At 63.6% G+C, this 19,476-nt stretch carries 22 protein-coding genes; 16 read left to right on the top strand and 6 right to left on the bottom strand.

The genetic code is table 11. From position 1 onward, the window contains the following. Positions 1-86 precede the first annotated feature (86 nt). Genes G6N56_RS22390 through G6N56_RS22370 form a run of 5 tightly spaced genes read right to left on the bottom strand, consistent with a single transcriptional unit; the run spans position 87 to position 3,100 of the window. Entirely contained in the window at positions 87-293 is a 207-nt protein-coding gene (locus G6N56_RS22390; RefSeq protein ID WP_042791965.1) for a hypothetical protein, read from the bottom strand. Continuing rightward, the gene (locus G6N56_RS22385; RefSeq protein WP_042791964.1) at positions 290-1,654 is read right to left on the bottom strand and encodes a phenylacetate--CoA ligase family protein; all 1,365 of its coding nucleotides are present in this window, start codon (positions 1,652-1,654) and stop codon (positions 290-292) included. Before G6N56_RS22385 ends, G6N56_RS22390 begins: the two co-directional genes overlap by 4 nt. After that, positions 1,651-2,442: an enoyl-CoA hydratase/isomerase family protein gene (locus G6N56_RS22380; RefSeq protein ID WP_042792162.1), complete on the bottom strand. Its 792-nt coding sequence runs from the start codon at positions 2,440-2,442 to the stop codon at positions 1,651-1,653. Before G6N56_RS22380 ends, G6N56_RS22385 begins: the two co-directional genes overlap by 4 nt. Next, positions 2,439-2,753 carry a MaoC family dehydratase gene (locus tag G6N56_RS22375; protein WP_197746639.1) on the bottom strand — a complete coding sequence of 105 codons (315 nt, stop codon included), beginning with the start codon at positions 2,751-2,753 and terminating at the stop codon, positions 2,439-2,441. The genes G6N56_RS22380 and G6N56_RS22375 overlap by 4 nt, the downstream gene beginning before the upstream one ends. A 29-nt stretch (positions 2,754-2,782) precedes the next feature. Continuing rightward, complete coding sequence (locus G6N56_RS22370) at positions 2,783-3,100, bottom strand: FAS1-like dehydratase domain-containing protein (protein WP_197746638.1); 318 nt, start codon at positions 3,098-3,100, stop codon at positions 2,783-2,785. 370 nt (positions 3,101-3,470) lie between these two features. Here G6N56_RS22370 and G6N56_RS22365 point away from each other — a divergent pair, with 370 nt between their 5' ends. The 14 genes from G6N56_RS22365 (at position 3,471) to G6N56_RS29885 (ending at position 16,623) form a co-directional block, all read left to right on the top strand. Beyond that, positions 3,471-4,136 carry a TetR/AcrR family transcriptional regulator gene (locus G6N56_RS22365; protein ID WP_042792160.1) on the top strand — a complete coding sequence of 222 codons (666 nt, stop codon included), beginning with the start codon at positions 3,471-3,473 and terminating at the stop codon, positions 4,134-4,136. 204 nt (positions 4,137-4,340) lie between these two features. Beyond that, positions 4,341-5,063 carry a Phenylacetic acid catabolic protein gene (locus G6N56_RS22360; protein ID WP_042792197.1) on the top strand — a complete coding sequence of 241 codons (723 nt, stop codon included), beginning with the start codon at positions 4,341-4,343 and terminating at the stop codon, positions 5,061-5,063. Continuing rightward, positions 5,060-5,356: a hypothetical protein gene (locus G6N56_RS22355; RefSeq protein ID WP_232069122.1), complete on the top strand. Its 297-nt coding sequence runs from the start codon at positions 5,060-5,062 to the stop codon at positions 5,354-5,356. Before G6N56_RS22360 ends, G6N56_RS22355 begins: the two co-directional genes overlap by 4 nt. Continuing rightward, entirely contained in the window at positions 5,353-5,697 is a 345-nt protein-coding gene (locus G6N56_RS22350; protein WP_232069121.1) for a hypothetical protein, read from the top strand. Before G6N56_RS22355 ends, G6N56_RS22350 begins: the two co-directional genes overlap by 4 nt. Before the next feature lie 152 nt (positions 5,698-5,849). Further along, positions 5,850-6,800, top strand: coding sequence for a PDR/VanB family oxidoreductase (locus tag G6N56_RS22345; RefSeq protein WP_042792194.1), 951 nt, complete (start codon positions 5,850-5,852; stop codon positions 6,798-6,800). Between the two features lie 52 nt (positions 6,801-6,852). Continuing rightward, the gene (locus G6N56_RS22340) at positions 6,853-8,046 is read left to right on the top strand and encodes a thiolase family protein (protein ID WP_134770526.1); all 1,194 of its coding nucleotides are present in this window, start codon (positions 6,853-6,855) and stop codon (positions 8,044-8,046) included. Positions 8,047-8,053: 7 nt separating this feature from the next. Further along, entirely contained in the window at positions 8,054-8,809 is a 756-nt protein-coding gene (locus G6N56_RS22335) for a 3-oxoacyl-ACP reductase family protein (protein ID WP_042792158.1), read from the top strand. 9 nt (positions 8,810-8,818) lie between these two features. Continuing rightward, the gene (locus G6N56_RS22330) at positions 8,819-10,018 is read left to right on the top strand and encodes an acyl-CoA dehydrogenase family protein (RefSeq protein ID WP_085253971.1); all 1,200 of its coding nucleotides are present in this window, start codon (positions 8,819-8,821) and stop codon (positions 10,016-10,018) included. Next, the gene (locus G6N56_RS22325; RefSeq protein WP_082278451.1) at positions 10,011-10,760 is read left to right on the top strand and encodes an enoyl-CoA hydratase/isomerase family protein; all 750 of its coding nucleotides are present in this window, start codon (positions 10,011-10,013) and stop codon (positions 10,758-10,760) included. The genes G6N56_RS22330 and G6N56_RS22325 overlap by 8 nt, the downstream gene beginning before the upstream one ends. A gap of 38 nt (positions 10,761-10,798) precedes the next feature. Continuing rightward, positions 10,799-11,812 (top strand): phosphotransferase family protein, encoded by a 1,014-nt coding sequence (locus G6N56_RS22320; RefSeq protein WP_158090667.1) that lies wholly within the window; start codon positions 10,799-10,801, stop codon positions 11,810-11,812. 511 nt (positions 11,813-12,323) lie between these two features. Next, positions 12,324-13,778 carry an aldehyde dehydrogenase gene (locus G6N56_RS22315; protein ID WP_042792191.1) on the top strand — a complete coding sequence of 485 codons (1,455 nt, stop codon included), beginning with the start codon at positions 12,324-12,326 and terminating at the stop codon, positions 13,776-13,778. 43 nt (positions 13,779-13,821) lie between these two features. After that, positions 13,822-14,934 (top strand): NDMA-dependent alcohol dehydrogenase, encoded by a 1,113-nt coding sequence (locus G6N56_RS22310; protein ID WP_042792190.1) that lies wholly within the window; start codon positions 13,822-13,824, stop codon positions 14,932-14,934. A gap of 65 nt (positions 14,935-14,999) precedes the next feature. After that, a complete protein-coding gene (locus G6N56_RS22305; protein WP_042792157.1) occupies positions 15,000-16,331 on the top strand; it encodes a cytochrome P450 in 1,332 nt (443 codons plus the stop codon). A gap of 55 nt (positions 16,332-16,386) precedes the next feature. Beyond that, a complete protein-coding gene (locus G6N56_RS29885) occupies positions 16,387-16,623 on the top strand; it encodes a ferredoxin (RefSeq protein ID WP_082278450.1) in 237 nt (78 codons plus the stop codon). A gap of 423 nt (positions 16,624-17,046) precedes the next feature. Here the strand turns inward: G6N56_RS29885 and G6N56_RS22295 are convergent, their stop codons facing one another. Further along, positions 17,047-17,310: a hypothetical protein gene (locus G6N56_RS22295; RefSeq protein ID WP_134770525.1), complete on the bottom strand. Its 264-nt coding sequence runs from the start codon at positions 17,308-17,310 to the stop codon at positions 17,047-17,049. Between the two features lie 70 nt (positions 17,311-17,380). On the opposite strand from G6N56_RS22295, the gene G6N56_RS22290 reads away from it, so the two are divergent. Together G6N56_RS22290 and G6N56_RS22285 are read left to right on the top strand one after the other, a co-directional pair. Further along, the gene (locus G6N56_RS22290; RefSeq protein ID WP_042792156.1) at positions 17,381-18,070 is read left to right on the top strand and encodes a transglutaminase-like domain-containing protein; all 690 of its coding nucleotides are present in this window, start codon (positions 17,381-17,383) and stop codon (positions 18,068-18,070) included. Between the two features lie 278 nt (positions 18,071-18,348). Next, on the top strand, positions 18,349-19,431 hold the full coding sequence (locus G6N56_RS22285) for a CaiB/BaiF CoA transferase family protein (protein WP_042792155.1): 1,083 nt from the start codon (positions 18,349-18,351) through the stop codon (positions 19,429-19,431). Positions 19,432-19,476 lie beyond the last annotated feature (45 nt).

Here is a 19,476-nt window from a genome sequence, read left to right as displayed (position 1 = left end):
GGTCGCGGCAGCGCAGACGCGCCGACCTGGCATCAGATAGCGTCGGTCGGTTCTCACGGCCTGGCAGCCCCAGAAACCGAGGCTTGTCATCGCTCCTCCGGAAACAGGTGGTCGGTGTAGCCCAGATACGAGAGGGCGAGAAACAGGTAGACATCCGCCATCTCGAGGGCGCGGGCCACCGCCGGTGATGGGGCGTCGGCTTCTTCAGCTAGCAGCGCCCGACGCACGCTCAACAGGCGGTGCAGGGATTCGGGCTGGCCGTTCGTGGCCTGCTGGGGCACGGGTATGCTCATGCCTTCCCGCCGAAGGTGATCTGGGGGCGGTCAGCCGGCTCGCGGTGGTCGAAGATTCGCTTGGTCTTCAGCTGATAGCGCGGCAACGTGCCGGGGGCGAGCACCTCAACCTCAAGGTTCACCCCCAGATGGGTGTAGACATGGGCGGCTAGTCGGTGGTTGAGGAAATCGCGGTCGGCGTCGTCGAACGCCGACTCCACCTTGATGAGCATTCGGTCCATTCCCTCCCGGCGGGAGATGTGCAGCTCGTAATGGCCCGAAAAGCCAGCGATCTCGCCGATAAGGTTCTCCACGGCGGTCGGAAACACGTTGACACCGCGGATGGTGACCATGAAGTCCGTCCGGCCCAAGACGCTTCCCCGATAATGGCCCCAGGTCCAGCCGCAACCGTGCTCTGGATTGAGATCCAGACGAACCAGATCGTGTGTGCGGTACTTGATAAACGGTTGAGCCAGGCGCGTATAGCTGGTGATGACGTTTTCCCCCACGGCATCCGGGTCGCTTATTGGCTCGCCCGTGTCGGGGTCGGCGGCGTAGGCGTGACACACGTCCTCGATGAGGTGCACGCCACCAGCCCACTCCCGACACGACTGGGCGATAAACAGCGCCTCGCCGACTCCGTAGGCGTCGTAGATGCGGTCGGTTCCCCACGCCTCGGCGAGCTTGCGGCGGGTCAGTGGTATGGCGAAACCGGCCTCGCCGCCGCCGGCGAGCATCTGCACGCCCGCCTCGCGAATATCGATGCCCTCAGCCTGCGCGATATCGGCAAGGTGCAGCAGGTAGGTCGGGGTACCGCAAACGATGGTGGGGCGCAATTCCATGATCTTGCGAACCCGGTCGCGGCCGGACAGACCGCCACCGGAGATGATCGTGAGCCCGAGGTTGCGCGCACCCCAATAGAAGCTCCAGAGCCCGATCCACATCCCGAAGTCGAAGCAGAAGAACATCGAGTCCGTGCGCCGGATGCCGCAGTCCCACAGGCCATAGCAGTACTGGGAGCCCGCCTTGTGCATGTCGTAGTGGGTCATGACTTCGTTCATGAACCGACCGGTGGTTCCGCTGGTGTGAAAATACTGCTGCCAGTCACGTTGCTCGAGCGCCAAGCCACCGTAGCCGTGTCGCTCCTGGTCGACCATATAGTCACCTTTGTCGGTGAACGGCAGTCGGTGATAGTAGTCGTCCCAGGTGCGAATATCCGATGGCTCGATACCCGCGTCGTCGTACAGGCGGCGATGCAGCGGTGAGCGTTCATAGGCCAGAGCAACCAGGCGCTGAATCCGTTTGAGATGCATCTGATCAAGCACCTCGCGCGGTGCCGTTTGGGTAGCACGGTTCCAGTAGCGATCGTCCCGGGCGTTCATCGTGCCTCCCAACGCGGGCGACGTTTGGCGAGGAAGGCCGCTGCTCCCTCACGGTGGTCGCTGGTGGTCTTCAGGACACTCTGCCCCAAACGCTCGAGGCGGCGACCGGTCTCGGCATCAACATCGGTGCACGTGTTGAGGACAAGCTTGGCCATGCCGAGAGCAAGCGGCGCCAAGCTCAATAACCGGTCGGTGAGTTTGCGAGCCGCCTGGACCGCCTCCCCATCGCCCACGACTTCGGTGGCCAACCCCAACTCGAGGGCACGGTGCGACGATAAGGCGGTGCCCAGCATGACGAGTTCCTTGGCCCTCCCGAGGCCAACATGCCGGACCAGGCGGGAGCATCCACCCGAGCCCGGGATGAGGCCGACTTTCGCCTCAGGCATCACGAACCGCGATCGCTCCGTCATCACCCGAAAGTCGCACGACAACGCCAGTTCGAAGCCACCACCAGCGGCCACGCCGTCGATCGCGGCGATAACGGGAACTTCCATGGCTTCGACGGTGTCGAACACTTCGTGGATGCCGCGCGCCACGGCGCGAAATCCACGGGTGCCGATCACGGCAAGCTCCTCCATGCCAGAGACGTCTTCGCCCGCGGAGAATGCGCGGCCAGCGCCGGCAAGGATCAGCACCCGCAGATTCGGGTCGGCCGCCGCACGCTCGACTGCGTCGCGGAGCTCGTGACGCATCGGGGTATTCCAGGCGTTGAGTTTGTCGGGCCGGTTGAGTGTCAGGACCCGCACGCCGTCCGAGCCGTCCTCCTCAAGCAGGTACTCGTAGCTCACGGATTCTCCACGACAACATTGGCGGTCGCGACGACTTTTCCTGCTCCTGTACGTATTTCGACGACATCACCCGTCGGCACCACGGTGAGGACATCACCCGGTAAAACGGGTGCGCGCAGGCGGGCATCGAACCGACGCAGCGTTCCGGTGCCGAGCTGAGAGATCAGGGCGTCGATTACCAAGGTCAAAGTCAGGGGCCCGTGGGCGATCACCGAGGGCAGGCCGGCCGCACGGGCGAACTCCTCATCGACGTGAATAGGGTTGAAATCGCCGACCGCGCCGGCGTAGCGAGCGATTTGCACCCGGGTCACAGCCGGGATGCTCGCGGGCTGAAGCTCAGTCATTTGGCAGTCGCCTCGATGAAAGTGGTGCGCTGTTGCTGAACCAAGTCGCCCGAGTCGTCGCGGATTTCGGTCGCGACCACCCCAAACGTGTTGCTGCCTTTTTCGTACACGTCGTCGATGAAAACCCGGATTGTGACGGTTTCCTGCGGCTCGAACGGCCGTTGCCACTCGTATGATTGGCCCGCAAGCAATGCGCGAGACAGGTCGAGACCGAGTCGATCCACCAACAGCTGTTCGCCGGCCACAGTGGGCCCGAAGTAGAGCGTGAGCCGCGCCGTCTCACCGGCGCTCTCGGTACCAATCGCGGCCGCCACCTCAGCTAGCTTCACCGGTTCGACCCGCTGGCGAACCTCGATCAGAGTCTCGCCCTTCGTAGATAGGTTCATTGCGCTCCTTTTCTTGCTGACATCACACCTTTTCTTCTGGAATCACGCCGCCGCAGGAGGATGGCGGTGTAGGGCCTGTCACACGCCATCCATGGCCTCCCAGAACCGGATGACCCCAGGAGGCCACGAGCTCCGAAAGGTTCTGTCGACCGTGAGGTCGCCCACCTTTTCTATCGACTGTGAGGTAGAATATATCCCGAGCAGCTGTTGTCAAGATCCATTAGCATCTAGAAATCCGGTCTGCTACTCCTGCTGCCGAGATACAACACGCGACTTCAAAGGGCATGGACAGCACTCGATGTCAACAGGTACTCCGCCAAGACGACGTGGCCGTCCGCGGCTTACGGAGCCGGCACCGGAGTACCTGGAGCGACGCGAGGCAATCATTGCCGCCGCAGTTCACGCGTTCCACATCCGCGGGTATGACGCCGCCTCACTCGATGACGTCGCCGCCGAACTGGATATTCGTAAGGCCAGCCTGTACCACTACATCGATTCCAAGGCGCACCTGCTGTATCTCATCTTCGACCGGGCCATCAGTCGGGGGCTGCGGCGGCTCGAGCAGATCTCAACGCTCCCCGACCCCCGGGAAAGGCTTGCGGCCGTGATCACCCATCAGGTCGAATTGGTCGCCGAAGAGCCCAGCCTGTTCGGGGTCTTCTTCGGCAACAGGCCACGCCTGTCCTCCGAATACGAGGCCGACATGCTCGCCAAGGAGCGTCGGTACGCGCGCCACTTCATCGAGGCCGTTGATTTTGCCGCCAAAGAGGGTGTGATCGCCCGCGTGGACCCGAAGTACGGCGCGCAGGCGATCCTCGGGTTAACCAGCTGGATCTACAAGTGGTTCAGCCCCGGGATCGACGACTGGCGGGAAGTTGCACGAAACTTCGTGCGTCTAGTGCTCGGCTCGGATATCCCCGTTGATCTGAGCAAGCTGACCATCGACGCCGCCAGCACCAAATAGCGACAGCGCGTCCGCCGGGCTCCCACAACGCCGGATGGCTTGCGGGCGCCGTGCTTTCTCGGGGGGCTTGTCGGTCGCGAAAAGCGACGCTTACCGCAGTCCCCTCACGAGAAATTTAATTCGTCCGACTGGTCGGTTGACATATTTGGGCGCCTCCGGTTTGATGTCCGTATAGCGTGGATTCCCTTGACGAGGAGGCTCTTCATGACCGCTGCTGCTGTCCACGGGAAGGTTTATGCCGAGAACGACCCCGACATGCCGGAGGAGTTGCGTGCCCTTCTGATCCGGATGCTCACCCACCATCTGGAGAACACAACCAACCCGCACTACACCAACCTGCTGAATCAATTGTGGGTCAAGGGGATGACCTTGATACCGGACGAGAAGCTCAAGGTCACCTACGCCAAGCTCATGCAGCAAGAAGTCGAGCACGGCGCTATTACCGCCCGGATTCTCGAAGGCCTTGGTGTCGGCCCGGTGACCAGCGAGATCCAACAGTACTTTTTCGAGCTCCCTATCGAGACGTTCTGCGACCTCGCCTACTTCAACGGGGTGGGCGACCGGGTGGGCTGCTATATCGGCGAGACCTGGGAAGGGGTTCCGTATGAGCCGCTATTGAACGTAGCTGACCGCCTGCACAAAGACGAAGTGTTTCACGCAACCTTCGGAATGAACAACCTTCGCCGTATCTGCAGCACACCGGAGGGCTTGGCGGAGGCCAACGAGAAGGTCAAGATCTGGTGGCCGGCGGCTCTCGACATGTTCGGCCGATCGGACTCGGATTTCTCCGACGCATATGTGAAGTGGGGACTGCGCCAGGAGAACAACGAAGAGCTCCGGCGGCGGTATATCGGCGACACTCGGCCGCTCCTGGAGAAGATCGGCATCGAGGTGCCGGACGATACCGCCAACCGGAGATTCCTGTGACTGCGGCCCTGGGCTCGGCTGGCGAGCTGATCGGCGACGGGCGCGGGTCAGTGCGGACGTTGCATCCTCACCCCGCGATCACTGTTTTCGATGTTCAGCTCTCGGACTACCACGAGTACTTCCTGGTCGCGGTGGGGCAGCGTTCGATCTCCGTCACGACTTTTGACGTCAGCGACGCCACATACCCGGAACCGCAGACGTTCGTGTTCGCGAAGCCCTACGGCTGGGACGAGAACCTCGAAGGCGATGAGGGACTGCTGCAGGTATGGCAGTCGATAGGGGTCCTGCGGTGACACTGGTGGAAGAGGGCAACAAATTTCCGATGCGCAGCTTCACGGTGCGCGGGAGCCGCAACGGCAGTCGGGTGCACATCACGTGGACCGACGGCAAGCTCACCGGCGATCCTCCCACGATCGACCTCGTCCTCGTTGAGGCCGAACTCGCACTGTTCCACCCCGAGGACCGCCAATCGTGGGCGGGCTTAGCGTACGCCGGCGCAGGGTTAAGCGAGCAGCCGCTCAGCGACGCGTCCTCGGCCTATCGGCTCATCAACAACGTGCTCGACACCGTCACCGGCGTCGAGGGTGATGCGCCTCCCGAGTCAATCGATGCGCAGCCACAACTCCGGCGATGATCACACATCCGCCGGCGGTCCAGAGCCATTCGGAACCGGCTAGCAATGCCTGGCCGTGCGCAGTATCTCATGAAGGTGGCGATAGCTCGACGGCCCAGCAGGTCGCAGGGCCACGCGTCGCCCAAGATTCAAACGTCACGCAGCGCTGCGGAATACAAGCTTTGCGCGTCGAGCGGGCGCGACGCGAGGCCCGGGAGGTCATCTCGTTGCGCCTCGTCCACCCGCGCGGTTTGCTGTTGCCGGCATGGACGCCGGGAGCACATATCGACGTCATCTTGCCGTCCGGTAAAGTTCGCCAGTACTCGCTGTGCGGAGACCCAACAGACCGTGGCGCGTATACCGTCGCGGTGCTGCGAGAGCCGGCGGGCCGCGGCGGATCCATCGAAATCCATGATCCCGCGCTGGTGGGACGGGACGTTGGTGTCAGCCAGCCGCGGAATCACTTCCCGCTGGTGGAAGCGGAAAGATATCTGTTCATCGCCGGAGGCATCGGGATAACACCGATCCTGCCGATGGCGCGAGTCGTCGAGGCGCGTGGGATCCCGTGGCGGCTCGTCTACGGCGGACGGGCCCGCGACTCGATGGCCTTCGTCACCGACGTCAAGGCGCTGGGAGGCAACCGCGTCGAACTGTGTCCTCAAAACGAGACTGGCGTGCTCGACGTGGAATCCATCGTGGGGAACGCTTCAACAGACACGGCAATGTATTGCTGTGGACCAGAGGGGCTCATCAAGGCAGTAGAGAGCGCATGTCAGCGCCACTTACCGCCCGGTTCGCTGCACGTCGAGCGCTTCGCCCCGTCAGACCCGTCCTCCACACGCCCGCAGGAACCCGGTAAAGGCTTCGACGTCGAACTGCGGCGCACCGGTGTGGTGCTTCACGTTCCCCCGGACCGTTCCCTCCTCGACGTTGTCCGTGAGGCGGTGCCGACTGTGTTGTCGTCGTGCGAGGAGGGATTCTGCGGCGCCTGCGTGACCACGGTCTTAGACGGCCTACCCGAACACCACGACACCGTTCTCACCGACGCCGAGCGCAAGAACAACGACACGATGATCATCTGCGTTGGGCGGGCGAAGTCAGAGCGGCTTGTGCTCGATCTTTAGAACCGGCCTCGCGGCCGGACCTGTAATCACTGGGCAGATAAGGAGTAATCCCTTGACCATGGCAGTCATCGTCGACGGCGTTCGCACCCCGTCAGGCAGAGGGAAACCGGGCGGCGCGCTGTCCGGTGTACACCCCGTCGACCTGCTCTCCGGGGTGCTGAGCGCACTCATCGAGCGCAACAACCTAGATCCCGAACTCATCGATGATGTGATCACCGGGTGCGTCGGGCAGGCGGGGGAGCAGTCAACAAACGTGGGACGCAACGCCGTGCTCGCAGCCGGGTTTCCGCAGCGGGTACCGGCGACAACACTGGACCGCCAATGCGGGTCGAGCCAGCAGGCCGCCCACTTCGCCGCCCAGGGGGTGATGGCCGGCGCCTACGACGTGGTCATCGCATGCGGTGTGGAGTCCATGAGCCGAATACCCATGTTCTCGGCCCAGCAGGGCGCGAACCCCTACGGGAGTCGGTTCGCCGAGCGATACCCGGACGGCCTGATTCCACAAGGCGTTTCCGCGGAACTCGTCGCCGCGAAATGGGGCCTGGAGCGGGAGGAGCTGGACGAGTTCGCGCTCCGCTCGCATCAACGGGCGGCCGCTGCAAGCGCGAGCGGCGCTTTCGACAACGAGATCGTTACGCTGCGCGCAACGGGATCAGACGCTTCGCAGGCCGTGGTGCGCGCGGACGAGACAGTGCGCGCCACGACGACGCGCGAGGGGCTGGCACAGTTGAAGCCGGCGTTCGCGAACGTGCCAGAGGCCGCCCGCTACCCAGAGATCGACTGGAAGATCACAGCCGGGAATTCGTCACCACTGACCGACGGAGCGTCAGCGGTCCTCATTATGAGCGAACAAAAGGCCCACCAGCTCGGTCTGCGGCCCCGGGCCCGACTCTGCTCCTTCACCGTCGTCGGCGATGACCCGGTCCTCATGCTCACTGCGATCATCCCGGCTACCCAAATGCTTCTCGAGCGTGCCGGAATTGGCATTGATACCGTCGACGCGTTCGAGGTCAACGAGGCGTTCGCCAGCGTGCCGTTGGCGTGGCAACGCGAGTTCGGCGTCGACCCGGAGCGGGTTAACATCCGCGGCGGGGCAATCGCTTTGGGGCACCCGCTGGGAGCCTCGGGCACACGGCTTCTAACCACACTGATCGGTGTGCTCGAATCCACCGGCGGTCGGTTCGGCCTTCAGACGATGTGCGAGGGCGGCGGCATGGCCAACGCCACTCTCATTGAACGACTCTGACACGCGGATGCGTGAACCTGGCTCTCTTAACGGGATTCCGGCCTTCGTGACGGGGGGATCGCGCGGCATCGGCGCCGCGATCGCCCAAAACCTCGCTACCGCGGGTGCTGCCGTGGCTATCGGATACCGCAACCGCGCCGCACAGGCTGAGCAGGTCGCCACGAGTATCACCACGGCCGGGGGGACGGCCATCTGCATTCCCGGGGACGTCTCGGACGAGAATGAGGTTGATCAAGCATTCGCCCGGATCGAAGCCGAGCTCGGCCCGGTGGGGATACTGGTGAACAATGCCGGCGCGCACCGTGGTGGGCGGGTGCAGAAACTAGCTCTCGATGACTGGCGGCTTGTACACAACGCCAGCTTGACGAGCGCATTTTTGTGCGCCCGCCGCGCAGTTCCCCTGATGATCGAGCGCCGATGGGGCCGGATCATCAATGTCACGTCCGTGGTGGGGCTCAACGGCTTCCCCGGCGACGCTGCCTACGCATCGGCGAAAGCAGGCCTCATCGGTCTGACTAAGGCACTCGCCCTCGAACTCGCGCGAGACCAAATCACGGTAACCGCGGTGGCACCCGGATTCGTCGACACCGAGATGACCCGCGGGCTAGCACCATCGATCATCGAGCGCATCGAGCGCACGATCCCTGCCCATCGTCAAGCCACCGCCGACGAGATCGCCCAAACGGTCGGCTTCCTGGCCGCCGGTCCGGACTACATCACCGGCACCGTCATCGTCGTCGACGGTGGCTGGCGAATCGCCTAAGGAGACTCAATGACAATCGACTTCACCCTCGACCCCGACCTACAGAACCTGCGGGACCGCGTGCGCGGCTTTATCGCCGACGTCGTCATCCCGGCCGAGGACGAGATGCTTTCCGATCCGCACGGGGTCTCCGACGCGCACCGCACCGTGCTGCAGGCCGCCGCCCGCCAGGCGGGCCTCTTGGCGCCTCACGTTGGCCAAAGGTGGGGTGGGCGCGGTCTCGACATGCGTGGACGCGCGGTGGTATTCGAGGAGGCGGGCTACAGCCTGCTCGGCCCCCTCGCGCTAAACTGCGCGGCCCCCGACGAAGGCAACATGCATCTGCTCGAACACGTCGCCACCGAGGAGCAAAAGCGCCGCTATCTCGCCCCGCTCGCCCGCGGCGAAGTCCGGTCCTGCTTCACGATGACCGAGCCCGCTCCGGGAGCAGGCGCCGATCCGTCCCTTCTTCGTACGACGGCGCGGCCCGTTCCCGGCGGCTGGGTCATCGACGGCAGCAAATGGTTCATCACAGGAGCCGAGGGAGCAGCATACGCCATCTGCATGGCGCGCACCCCGGACGCGGGAAAAGACGCGGCGACAATGTTCTTCGTGGACGCGGGAACACCCGGCTTTCGCATCGGGCGCCGGCTCGACACCCTCGATGCCGGGTTCGCCGGGGGCCACTACGAGGTTCATTTCGAACACTGCGAGGTTCCGGAGTCATCGGTCCTGGGCGAAGTGGGCAGAGGCTTCGCATACGCACAGGTGCGGCTGGCCCCCGCGCGGCTCACCCACTGCATGCGGTGGCTTGGCCTCGCCCGCCGCGCTCAGCACATCGCCGTCGAGGTGGCCGCCACTCGCCGCCTGTTCGGGAGCCGACTCAGTGACCTCGGGATGGCGCAACAGATGCTGGCAGACAACGAGATCGACCTCGCCGCATCGCGTGTACTCATACTGCACGCGGCCTGGGTGCTCGACAACGGACAGCGCGGTAGCGCGGAAAGCTCGATCACCAAGACGTTCGTGTCCGAGGCGGTCAACCGAGTCGTGGACCGAGCGGTCCAGCTGGCCGGTGCGCGAGGTATCTCCGGCGACCTTCCCCTCGCCCGCTTTTTGCAGGAGGTGCGCGCCTTCCGCATCTACGATGGCCCCTCCGAGACCCACCGGTGGTCGATAGCCCGGCGGCTGCTGCGCGCCCGCGACGCGCAGGAACTCGTCCATGCCTGACCTACTCGATGTGGTACGGGCCGACGACATCCTGATTGTGACCCTGAACCGGCCCAGCGTACGCAACGCGCTAAACACCGCGCTCGCACACCGCCTGCTCGACGCCGTGAACCAGGCGAAGTACGACGACACCATCGCGGCCATCGTGATCACCGGCGCGCCACCGGCATTCTGCGCCGGCGGAGATCTCGCCGATATCCCGGCCGGCGCCGACGCCGCGACACTCGCTGCGCGTCACCGCGCGTTCGTCGAACTCGCTCACGCGGTCACCTCGTCGCCCAAACCTGTCGTGGCAGCTGTCAATGGCGCCGCCGTCGGCGCCGGGGCCTCCCTCGCCCTCGCCTGCGACTACATCGTCATGGCAGACACGGCCGTGTTGCGCCTGTCGTTCCTCAGCGTCGGTCTTCCGCCAGACTTGCTGTCGATCTCGCTGCTGCGCAACCGCGCCGGCTCGACCGTCGCTGCAAACATCCTTTACTCCGCTGGCCCCGTTGACGCCGACGACGCTGTGCACCAACAGCTCGCCAACGAGACCGCAGCCGGCACCGACGTCGTCGCCACGGCCATCTCCGCCGCCCGCCGCCTGGGCGCACTGCCGCCGTTCGCATTCGCGACAACCAAGTCACTACTGCGACACGCGACAACCCTTGGGGACATTCTCGTTGACATCGAACCGCTTGCGGTCGGCGCCGCCGCAGCTTCGCACGAGTTCCTTGGCGCCACCACCCGGTACCGGCGATGAACTCTCCCGATCCCCGAATCACCCCGGCCCTGGTGTGGATGGCCGAGCAGGTCAGCGGCGCGGCCGAACCGCTCTCTTACCAGCTGATCACCGGCGGACGATCAAATCTCACCTACCGTGTCACCGGGTCGCCCGGGCGCAGTTGGATACTGCGACGGCAGCCGACCGGCCCGTTGGCGCCGCGGGCGCACGATTTGCGCCGCGAATACCGCATTCTGAGCGCGCTTTCCCGGCGCACTACGCTGCCCGTGCCCGAACCGATTGCGCTGTGCGAAGACGAGTCTGTGCTGGGAGTGACGTTCTATGTCATGGCCGACGTGCCCGGAACAGTGCTGCGCGATCCGACGGATACCGCCGGCCTGGCTGAGACGACCCGACCCGCCGCGGCTCGCCACGCTGTCGAGGCCCTCGCGGCGCTGCACTCGGTCGACCTCGACCGGGCGGGACTAGCCGATCTCGGACCGCGAGACGGCTACGTCGCTCGCCAGCTGCACCGCTGGCTTTCCCAGGTCGAACAGACCTGCGACTTAGACACGTTCCACCGCCTGGGCGACCAGCAGGCAGCACTCGCCGACGCGCTGCCGAGAACAACGGAAACCTCCCTGGTACACGGCGACTACCGATTCGACAACCTCGTGTTAGACCCTTTTGACGGGACCGTCCGCGCGATTCTCGACTGGGAGATCGCCGCTCTGGGCGATCCGCTGGCCGATCTGGGTTACTTCCTCGTCTCCTGGGACGAACCGGGCGACGAGCGGCCCGCGCTCGGGCTCCCGGGTCCTACATCAGCCACAGGATTCCCCTCCCGGCGCGAGGCAATTGACTGGTACGCCAGTGCGCGCGCGATTGACGTCGGTGTGCTCGATTTCTATCTGGCGTTCGGATACTGGAAGCTCGCCTGTGTCTTGCACTGCGTCGCCCACCGCTACCGAACCGGCGGTGGCGGCGGCGCCGGCAGCGACGCCCTCCCGCCCGACATGGCGGAACACGTTAGATGGCTGACGCGCCGCTCGACCACGCATCTCACCGTGCACAAAGCGGCCACACAGTGAACCAACCAACACTTCCCAGACGAACCGTTCCATTTCCTGTATTTCCCCCGACGCGCTCAGCCGACACCCCCCGGAACGCCGTTCCGACCTACGCCGACCCCTTGACCCGCGATGATTTCTACTGTCTAATCGTTAGAAATAATCCGGCAGTCGGAAGGAAGGGTTCGCCTTCACCAACGGTCGCGGAAGGGACGCCTCATTCCGCGCTAGTGAAGACCATATGGGTGCCCTGCTACCTGCCGCCGCGGGTTGAATTCACAGTGAGGTGGATAGTGCGTCAGGGCGGACCATGTACACGCGAAACCGACGCCGCGGTGCAGCATTGTGCGACTGGCTGGGCCCACGGCGTAGGCACCGACGGGGCGCTGGCGAACTTGTTCACCGCAGAAGTCTCTTCCCGCCGACACAAACCAGCCATCCGCCTCGAGTTCGGAGCTGCACCGCGCCCCGAAAAACCAACATCCTCATCGGCTCAAGCGGTAGCCGAGAAGCATTAGGAAGGGTGGACACCATGACGGTAGCGGAGTTCATCGAGCGCGACACCTTGTTTGTAGGCGGTCGTAACACTACTCCGGCGACCTCGGCAACGATCACGGTGAGGTCGGCTAGCACGGAGCAAACCATTGGACATGTCGCGGCCGCGGCTGAGGCAGATGTCGACGCGGCGGTGGCCGCAGCTCGAGCCGCGTTCTGCGACCCCAACGGGTGGGCTGCATGGGAGCCTTCTCGGCGTGCCGACGCGCTGACCGCCCTGGCGTCCGTCATCGGCGGGCATGGCGAGGAATTCACCACCCTTGTCAGTGCTCAAAACGGGATGCCGATCTCGACCGCCCGTCAGATCGAAGGCGGCTTCCCTGGCGCGCTGTTGAGCTACTACGGTGCGCTCGTACGTGAGCAGCCCCCCGAGGAGTATCGACGAGGGATTTTTGTCGACGGCGTAGTCATCCGGCGTGAACCCATCGGTGTTGTCGCGGCCATCGTGCCCTGGAACTATCCGCAGACGCTCCTGTTCACCAAACTGGCTCCGGCATTAGCCGCCGGCTGCAGCGTCGTCGTCAAGCCTTCCCCCGAGACGGTTCTCGACAGTTTTCTCCTCGGCGACATTCTCGAACAGCACGAGATTTTGCCTCCCGGAGTCGTGAACTTCGTACCCGGTGGCCGCGAGATCGGCGCGTATCTCGTCAAACACCCCGACATCGACAAGGTGGCATTCACCGGCTCCACCGCGGCGGGGCGCTCGATCGGCGAAGTGTGCGGACGGCTGCTGCGCCCGGTCACCCTTGAACTTGGCGGCAAATCGGCCGCCATTTTACTCGACGATGCCGATCTCGCTGCGATCACTTCCGACCTGTTCGGGGCGACCATGATGAATAACGGCCAGAGCTGTTTTATCAGCAGCCGCGTCCTGGCACCCCGCAGACAATACCAAAAGGTCGTCGATGCACTGACAGACATGGCGTCTTCAGCAGTCGTGGGCGATGCGCTGGACGACAAGACGATGATCGGGCCGATGGTGTCCGAAGCGCACCGCGAACGTGTGGAGAGCTACATCAGAAAAGGTGAGGCCGAAGGCGCCAGAGTGACCACCGGTGGCGGGCGCGGCGGCCATGATCGGGGCTGGTTCGTGGAACCGACAATCTTTGCCGACACCAACAACCAGATGAGCATTGCGCGCGAAGAGATCTTCGGCCCGGTCGTGACCGTGATTCCCTACGACGACATCAACGACGCGGTCGCCTTGGCCAATGACTCCGAGTACGGATTGGCCGGCACCGTTTGGACGCGGGACAAAGACAGAGCGCTCGACATAGCGCGCCGCGTGCAAACGGGGACATTCGGTGTAAACACCTACGTGCCCGACCCGGTCGCACCATTCGGCGGCGTCAAGTCGAGCGGCATCGGACGCGAACTCGGCCCCGAAGGGCTGGCCAGCTACCAACAACCCAAGTCAATCTACGTGCCTTGAATCGAACTTCTCACAACGAGGTCATTGAAAGATGGTGAACCACATGAAGACTCGCGCAGCCGTCCTTTGGGACCGCGAAAAAGACTGGAGTGTCGAGGAGATCGAACTCGACCCACCCAAGTCCGGTGAAGCCCTCGTAAAGATCGTAGGCAGCGGGCTGTGCCACTCCGATGAGCACATCCGGTCTGGCGACCTGCCCTGGCCGCTTCCGATCATCGGGGGCCACGAGGGCGCAGGTGTGATCGAGGAAGTGGGACCCGACGTCAAAGGGCTCACCCCCGGCGACCACGTTGTCTTCAGCTTCATCCCGGCCTGCGGGCGATGCAGCTGCTGTTCACGAGGAATGCAGAACCTTTGCGAACAAGGGATGTACATGGCCGAGGGCTTTCAGCTGTCCGACCGAACATCGCGTCACCACGCACGCGGCGGCGTGGATCTTCGCACCCTGCTCCTGTTGGGCGCCTTCGCCGAACACACCGTCGTCAACGAGGCCAACTTGGTCAAGATCGACGACGACATTCCCCTGGACATCGCTTGCCTGGTCGGCTGCGGCGTCGTCACCGGGTGGGGCTCAATGGTGACGACCGGCGAGCTAAGGGCCGGAGACACCGCAGTCGTGGTGGGGGTAGGCGGCATCGGCATTAACGCGGTCCAAGGTGCTGTGGGCGCCGGAGCCGAGTTCATCGTAGCCGTGGACCCAGTGCCATTCAAACGTGAGCAGGCGCAGGCATTCGGCGCGACACACGCCGTCTCCACGTCCGAAGAAGCAACCAACCTTCTGCAAGATCTGACCAAGGGGAGGATGGCCGACGTCGTTGTCAACACAGCCGGGCTTGGCACCGGAAAACAGGTCGGGCTGAGCTTGGCCATGGCAGGCAAGCGCGGCCGCGTCGTCGTCACCAACCTGCACAACGCCATGGAGAACGAAGTCTCGCTCAACGCAATCGATCTTGTGCTTTACGAGAAACAACTGCGGGGATCGCTTTACGGATCAGCTAATCCCAGGGTGGATATCCCGCGACTCCTTGACTTATACCGCCACGGCAAAATCAAACTCGACAATTTGGTGACCAAGCGCTACAGCCTGGACCAGATCAACGACGGTTACCGAGACATGCTCGAGGGAAAAGTATTGAGAGCAGTCATGTCGCTATAACCGATAGCTGTTAAACACACCCCACCATAGACACCAACCGACGCATCTACGAGAAGGATTGACGCATGACCAGCGACAACGTGGCATCAAACGTCGCAGCCAAAGCCGGTTCCGCATGCCCTGTTACCGGCCTTGGCGCCGAGTTCGACCCGTTTGACCCGGCTTACGTAGCGGATCCATACCCTTGGTTTCACCGCGCCAGACACGAGGAACCCGTCTTCTATAGCCCGGAGATCGACCGGTACGTGGTGACCCGCTACAGCGACATCAAAAACATTTTGACCGATACCGAGTCGTGGTCAGCAGACATCGCGGCCGAGTTGGTAACGCCACCATACGAGTCCACAATGGCGGAGTTCGCCCAGGGAAGCGCCATCCAATACCTCACCGGACCGACCCTGGTCAACGAAGACGGCCCTCAACACACGCTGCGCCGGAAGCGGTTACAGCCATCTTTTTCGCCCAAAGCGTTGGCTGCCCTGGAACCGCAGATCCGCGCATCGGTCAACGAATACATCGACAAGTTCGTGAAGAAAGGTCGGGCGGATCTCGTCGACGACTTCGTCTGGGAACTACCAGTAAGAGTGCTTTTTACACTCATGGGCATCCCGGACGCGGACGCCCACTACGTCAAGGAATTCAGCTCCGAACGTGCCGTCTTCTCATGGGGCAGACCAGATGAGCAACAGCAGAACGAGATCGCGCGGGAAGTGAACCGGTTCGCGGAATTCTGCGAACGTCATATCGCCCGCCAACGTGCCAATCCAGGCGATGACTTGGCCAGCGAGTATGTGAAATTCAATCAGGAGGAGCCCGAACTCTTCCCAGACATCATGCCTTACAGCTACATGATCAATTTCATGTTCGCCGGACACGAGACCACCACATCGGCGGCGGCCAGCATGTTCCGCCATCTGCTGGAGAACCGCCCGCAATGGGAGGCAGTCTGCCGCCAACCCGAGCTCATTCCCAAAGCGGTCGAAGAGACCTTGCGGCAAAGCCCGTCACTTGTGGCCTGGCACCGGCGAGCACTAAAGCCTATGGAGATCGGCGGCGTGAGCATCCCCGAGAACGGCAAAACCCTGATCGTACTGGGCTCGGCGAATCACGACGAGGAGCTATTCGGCGACAACTCCGAAGAATTCGACATCAGCCGCCAGAACGCGAATCGTCACCTAGCCTTCGGATTCGGAAAGCACACCTGTCTTGGGGCGCCCCTGGCGCGCATGGAGCTGCGGATCTTCCTCGAGGAGACGACTCGCCGGCTGCCGCACCTGAGGCTCGTCGAAAATCAGAAGTGGGAATTCAATCCCAACGTCAGCTTCCGTGGAGGCCCCCGCCACGTCTTAGCCGAGTGGGATCCTGACGCCAACCCACTTGCGCAGGATCGGCCGTGACGGTGAACCACTTTCAACGGTAGCCACCACACGCTTGACAGGTAACGGTTCCTGTATGACGCGAAATAAGGAGACCCTCGTGAGAATAATGGTGGATAAATCGAAGTGCTCCCTTCACGGGATATGCGAATCCATCGCCCCCAATATCTTTGGGCTTGCCGAAGATGGGACACGCCAAAAACTTGTAGATGTGCTCGACGACAGCCAACTCCCCCTCGCTAAAGAGGCCGTCGAAGCCTGCCCGACAATGGCTCTGCAGCTCGTGCCTGCGGACCAGTGTTGCGCCACCTAGCTGCTTGAGGGTCGACTTGCGAAAATTTGTTAATGGTGCCGTGCGCGCTGGCCGGAGCGGGGTTGGATCGTCAACACAGACCCTCGTCCACCCGAACAAAGGGCGTTCGCGGCTCACGGAACTGGTTGCGCCGCAACGGCGGTGGCGAACACAGGGACTTCGTCGCGGCAAGACCATGGGGCGAAGCAACTGGCAAGCAGACACGACAGATCCGTACATGGCGGTCGGATCCAAAGGAGCGGACCGCCAGTTCATGTCGCCCCGTAAGGTCACCGCTACCGGACAAAAACCCGGCCTCGGCGTGGCGAACGTTGGTTGGATAGGATGTTTTCTACCTGATCGACTGGCTACGGAACGCCCCGAAACTCGCCGCGATCGGCGGGCGGCCGCCGCTTCAACCGGCGTGCAGTCTTCGCCTACGATCTACGCTGCTGGCCTGATCTTCTCGAAGACGATGCCCCCGCCGCGGCACTCTCCGAACTCGGGGCGTTCATTAGAGAAGGCCGGTTCCGGAGTGGACTGTTCCTCCTCGACGAGGATGCCACTTCCACGGCCGCCGTGGCGGCTCGCGACGCCGCCGACTTGTGGAGCGCTGTCGCCGCTAAAGCCATGGACACTGCCGCGCCATTGCGGGAACGCAGCATCGCGGCAGCCGGTCTGGCCGAGAAGATTCCCGATGCCGAACACTCGACCCCCCCGACTGCGCCCGCGCGACCCGTAACAACCCACCCACCACGTTGATGACGAAAGGCCCTCTGTGACTGACACATCGACCGAACCCGATCCGAGCTTTCTGGGAACCACGGAATTCTTGGACTGGCGCCACGACAATGTTCAGCGCTTCACCCAGACAGCGATCGGCGATAGCCGCGATCCAGTGACACGAGCCCAACGGCTTTTCCTCGCCGTACGCGACAACATCTGGTACGACCCCTACAGTATTGACGACGATCCTGATCACTACCGCGCCAGCTACGTCGCCACCGCCACACGCGCCTACTGCATCCCCAAGGCGGTCCTGCTCACCGCGGCGGCGCGCGCCGCAGGTATACCCGCCCGCCTTGGGTTCGCCGACGTGCGCAACCACCTGCAAACCGACACGCTGCGCGCCCGGATGGGCGGCTCCAACGTGTTCGTCTACCACGGCTACAGCGAACTGTTCGTCAACGACCGCTGGGTCAAGGCGACACCGGCGTTCAACGCCGAACTGTGCGCCCGATTCGGCGTCTCGCCGATCGACTTCGACGGCGAACACGACGCACTTCTACACGCCTATGACAGCGAAGGCCACCAGCACATGGAATACCTTCACGACCGCGGCTGGTACCACGAGCTTCCCTTCGCCGAAATCATCACGGAGATCCGCCGGCGCTACGGTCCGCTCATCATGCAAACACCCCCAACCGAGCAAGACGCCTTCACTAAATACATAGCTCCTTCGGCCTGACTATCTGGAAGTGGGGATCGTGTACCTGACTGTCGTTCATGATGGCGAGGATTTGGTGTGATCGCGGGTTACGCGGATGCCTGTCGTGTTGGTTGCGTCGCCTCCGCTGTTCGGGTTGTGGGGTGTTCCTTTCGGTGAAAGGGGTTGCGACTCTTCGGGAAAGCCGCAGCTCCCCGGGCTCGGCTGTTAAGCCGGCGCGGACGCAGCAAGGTGGAAGGCGGCTGCAAAGAAGCCAGTGGGTAATCCGCTGCGCGCGGCTACGTTTAGGAGGTCGGTAGATGGCGGGGCCGTTGGTAGGGCTTCGGGTGGTCGAGCTGGCTGGTATCGGCCCGGGTCCGCATGCTGCGATGATCCTCGGTGATCTCGGCGCCGACGTCGTGCGCGTTGAACGGCCCGGCGCGGCAGGTGGCGCGGCGCGCGATGCCACGTTGCGCAGCCGGCGCTTCGTCACCGCCGACCTCAAGTCCGGCCAGGGACGTGACCTCGTGCTGCGGCTCGTCGCTAAGGCCGATGTGCTGATCGAGGGATACCGCCCGGGCGTCACCGAACGGCTGGGCCTGGGCCCCGACGACTGCGCTCGGGTCAACGACCGGCTGATCTATGCGCGGATGACCGGCTGGGGCCAAACCGGTCCGCGCAGCCGGCAGGCCGGTCATGACATCAACTACATCTCGCTCAACGGGGTGCTGCATTCGATCGGCCGAAAAGGCGAGCGGCCGGTGCCGCCGCTGAACCTGGTCGGCGACTTCGGCGGTGGCTCGATGTTTCTGCTGGTCGGGATCCTTGCCGCGCTGTGGGAGCGGCAGACCTCGGGCGAAGGCCAGGTCGTCGACGCGGCGATGGTCGACGGGTCGTCGGTGTTGACCCAGATGATGTGGGCTATGCGGGGGGTGGGCACGTGGTCGGACGAGCGCGGAACCAACCTGCTCGACGGCGGCGCCCCCTACTATGACACCTACGAATGCGCTGACGGCCGCTACGTCGCTGTGGGAGCGATCGAGCCGCAGTTCTACGCGGCCATGCTGGCCGGGCTCGGGCTGGACGATGCGGACCTGCCAGAGCAAAACGACCGCGCCCGTTGGCCGGAGCTGCGGGCCCGGGTCGCCGAGGTGATCGGCTCGAAAGACCGCGACCATTGGGCCAAGGTGTTCGCCAACTCCGACGCCTGCGTCACCCCGGTGCTGGCGTTCGGCGAGGTTCTTACCGACGCACACGTCGTACAGCGCAACACTTTCTACCGGCCCGACGGCGGATTGGAACCGATGCCCGCGCCGCGGTTTTCGCGAAGCGTCCCCGATCCGCCGCAGCCGCCGGGAGACCCCGGAGCCGACACCGAGACCATACCGGGCGACTGGCTGTAGTCCCCGACCAATCAGTAGGTTGGCACCGCCATCGGAGCGGGTCAG

The organism is Mycobacterium saskatchewanense, assembly GCF_010729105.1.
Taxonomy (GTDB): domain Bacteria; phylum Actinomycetota; class Actinomycetes; order Mycobacteriales; family Mycobacteriaceae; genus Mycobacterium; species Mycobacterium saskatchewanense.
The sequence above is the reverse complement of the archived record's forward strand: the minus strand, read 5'-3'. Positions and strand labels throughout refer to the sequence as shown.